This window comes from Mesorhizobium sp. M7A.F.Ca.US.005.03.2.1 (assembly GCF_003997795.1).
GTDB lineage: Bacteria > Pseudomonadota > Alphaproteobacteria > Rhizobiales > Rhizobiaceae > Mesorhizobium > Mesorhizobium ciceri.
Genome location: NZ_RZRP01000830.1, coordinates 1 through 2,744, shown reverse-complemented (window position 1 = coordinate 2,744; position 2,744 = coordinate 1). Strand labels below are relative to the sequence as shown.

Genomic DNA, 2,744 nt, shown 5'->3' with positions numbered 1-2,744 from the left:
GTGGTTAGCGAAGTCTTGAATTGGCATCGGGAAATTTTCGTCAAATTTGACGCAAGCAGGCTGAATTGCTGGCTTTGTATCCTTAACGAATTTCCGCGTTTACCTCTTGTTTTAGCTTTGTTTTCCTCAAATTAAGCACGCCATTTAACGACGGATTCAAGCCTGCACGGCATTCTCGAAAGCATCGGAAGAGCAGCCGCCAAGGACGAAAGAAGGCAGCTCTCGGGAGCCTGACAGGGGCCGGAAACAGGGGATTGAAATGGCACGTTTTGAAATGCTTGAAGCAGGTTTCGGCGCCATGGGGGCAACTGCCCAGGCCGACATCCTTTTCGAACTGGGCATGATGTATGCGACCGGACGCGATTGCGAGACCGATGTCGTTGCCGCCCACAAATGGTTCAACATCGCCGCCATCAAGGGCTCGGCCCGCGCCGCGGAACTGCGCTCGGAACTGTCGGCGGCCATGTCGAAGGTCGAGATCGCCACGGCGCTTCGCGAAGCCCGCGAATGGATGACCATGCACTGAAATCTGCCAATCGCAGACAAGCCTATCGAAGACAGGGAAGCTCCGGGATCAAGGCCGCACAGACGGCCGGACCCGGCGAAATTGAAGGCCGCGCAAGACGGTCACGAGGGCAAGCGAAAGAACGCGGCAGGCCGCAAGGCCCAGTCGTGCGCGACACAGGGAAGCTGAGCGGGATTTTTAGGGGCGGGGGCGCCTGGAGATTGCTCGACGGGCAAAAAAGCCACGACCAGCCGGAACAAGGCTGGCGTGGCTTTTTGCGTGGATGACGTCTTGCAGGCCCAATCGAGCGGCGCCAATGCGCCTAGACAGGCCGAATGAAGGATGAAATTGTCCCGCCTCTCTGGAAGAAGCGTGGCCGGGGCGGCCGCGCGTGAGTGGAGGAGTTCTACCATCATGAAAAAATTGAGTATTTTGAACGCGGCCATATTCGGCCTGATGATGAGCACGCCGGTCGCATTCGCCGACGATATCACCTTTGCGGTGATTGGCCCGATGACCGGACAGCTCGCCACCATCGGCGATCAGTTCAAGCAGGGCGCACAGGCCGCTGCCGATGCGATCAATGCCGCTGGCGGCGTCAACGGCTCGATGATCAAGCTTGATATCGAAGACGACCAGTGCGATCCCAAGCAGGCGGTGTCGGTTGCCAACCGCGTCGTCGCCGATGGCGTCAAGTTCATCGACGGCCATGCCTGCTCGGGTTCGAGCATTCCGGCCTCGGCCGTCTATGCCGAAGCCGGCGCGCTGATGATGAGCCCGGCTTCTTCCAACCCGGTGCTGACCGACGCGGCCGCCAAGGCCGGCTGGCCGACGATCATGCGGCTTTATACGCGCGACGATGCGCAGGGCGCCTTCATCGGCCCATGGATCGCCAAGAAGTTCGCCGGCAAGAATGTCGTCGTCCTGCACGACAAGAGCGCCTACGGACAGGGCGTGGCTGACGCCGTCAGGGCAACGATGAATGCCGGCGGCCTCAAGGAGGTCTATTATGACGGCATCAACGCTGGCGAGAAGGACTATTCGGCTCTCGTCACCAAGCTCAAGGACTTGAAAGCCGACGTCGTCTATTTCGGCGGCTACCATCCTGAAGCTGGCCTGATCCTGCGTCAGTCGGCGGAACAGAACCTGAAGTTCCAGCTGATCATGCCGGACTCCATCGCCTCGCCGGAATTCTGGCAGGTCGCTGGCCCGGCCGGCGAGGGCACCATGTTCGTCTTCCCGTCGGATCCGCAGGCAAAGCCGGAAGCCAAGGCAGCCGTCGAGAAGATCAAGGCCGGCGGTTTCGTGCCGGAGGGCTTCACGCTGTTCTCATACGCCACCATCCAGGCATTCGCCGAAGGCATCAAGCGTGCCGGCAGCGACGATCCGGCCAAGGTTGCCGAGGCGCTGAAGAACGGCACGCCGATCAGCACCGTTGTCGGTAATGTCACCTTCGACGAGAAGGGCGATCTCAAGAATGCCAGCTACGACATCAACCAGTGGCATGACGGAAAATATGCGCCGATCGCGCAGTAATCGCCGGCCCGGCGACTGAATAGCATAGGGAAATGGCCGGGGTCGTCCCCGGCCATTTTCTTGTTTGCCCTGTAGTCTGCCTTTCGAACCGTCAGCTGGCTACAGCGGCCGAAGCGGCTTGTTCCTCGAAGAATCGCACCAGCACTGTCCCGTCGGTCACCTGCGCGCCCTCGGTGGCAATCTCGGCGATCACGCCGTCATGCGGCGCGGCGATGGTATGTTCCATCTTCATCGCCTCCAGGATCAGCAGCGGTTGGCCCTTGATCACGGCATCGCCCTTTCCCACGCGTACCAGCTTGACCAGTCCCGGCATCGGCGCGCGCAGGCTGCCTGAACCCGCCGCTGCCTCGTCGGCCCGTGCCAGCGGGTCCGGCACCGTAAAGGTGTAGCCGACGGCGCCTTCAAACACGGTGATGTGGCCTGGCCAGCGGGCGAGGCGTGGTGTTGAGCGAAAATCATGCGAATTGGTGTCGTCATAGGGCTTGTCCAGCGTCACCTGGAACCGCCCGTCATACCGCACCGAAACTTTCGCCACGATTTCGTCTTCGCCAAACTTCAAACGTGTGCGTCGCGCCACGCTGTGGAAATGCGCATAACCGGCAAGCGACGACCACGGATCGTTGGGTGACGGCGATGCTCCGGCGCCGGAGGCCGCAACGGCCGCGGCAGCGATGGTTTCGCCAGTCGGCGGCGCGACCTCGAT

General features: G+C 61.1%; 3 protein-coding genes. 2 read left to right on the top strand and 1 reads right to left on the bottom strand.

Features of this window, described 5'->3' with window-relative positions; translation table 11 throughout:
• Positions 1-259 precede the first annotated feature (259 nt).
• Positions 260-526 (top strand): sel1 repeat family protein, encoded by a 267-nt coding sequence (locus tag EN991_RS31045; protein WP_013532614.1) that lies wholly within the window; start codon positions 260-262, stop codon positions 524-526.
• Between the two features lie 393 nt (positions 527-919).
• Positions 920-2,041, top strand: a complete 1,122-nt coding sequence (locus EN991_RS31040; RefSeq protein ID WP_013532613.1) for an ABC transporter substrate-binding protein — start codon at positions 920-922, stop codon at positions 2,039-2,041.
• A gap of 91 nt (positions 2,042-2,132) precedes the next feature.
• Here the strand turns inward: EN991_RS31040 and EN991_RS31035 are convergent.
• Positions 2,133-2,744: biotin/lipoyl-containing protein (locus tag EN991_RS31035; protein WP_348630510.1), on the bottom strand; the 612-nt coding region annotated here is incomplete at its 5' end.

What these genes read in the sequence shown, in the direction of transcription:
- EN991_RS31045 (WP_013532614.1), top strand. Translation starts at nt 260, where the DNA reads ATGGCACGTTTTGAAATGCTTGAAGCAGGTTTCGGCGCCATGGGGGCA.
- EN991_RS31040 (WP_013532613.1), top strand. Translation starts at nt 920, where the DNA reads ATGAAAAAATTGAGTATTTTGAACGCGGCCATATTCGGCCTGATGATG.